This window comes from Aestuariimicrobium sp. T2.26MG-19.2B (genome assembly GCF_950101875.1).
Classification (GTDB): domain Bacteria; phylum Actinomycetota; class Actinomycetes; order Propionibacteriales; family Propionibacteriaceae; genus Aestuariimicrobium; species Aestuariimicrobium kwangyangense.
The window spans coordinates 1-239 of record NZ_CATNLW010000008.1; the positions used below are offsets into that span (position 1 = coordinate 1).

1 protein-coding gene is annotated in these 239 nt (G+C 67.4%); it reads right to left on the minus strand.

Annotation, left to right across the window (positions count from 1 at the left end; genetic code table 11):
* Window positions 1-239: PKD domain-containing protein (locus tag QQZ11_RS13575; RefSeq protein WP_284550857.1), on the minus strand; the 239-nt coding region annotated here is incomplete at both ends.

Below are 239 nucleotides of genomic sequence, written 5' to 3' on the forward strand. Positions count from 1 at the left end.
CCGCTCAGTGTCCACGGCCCTCCGACGTCCGCGCTGCCCCAGCCGCCGGTCACCGTACGACCGAAGGCATCGGACGCCAAGGTCGTGACCGCCGGTGCGGTGACCGTGACTGCCTTGGTGATCGAGTTGCTGGCACCGGCGTTGTCGGTGACGGTCAGCTTGACCTGGTAGGTGCCTGCGGTGGTGTAGGTGTGGCTGGTGGTGATGCCGGTTCCGGTGGTGGTGTCACCGAAGTCCCA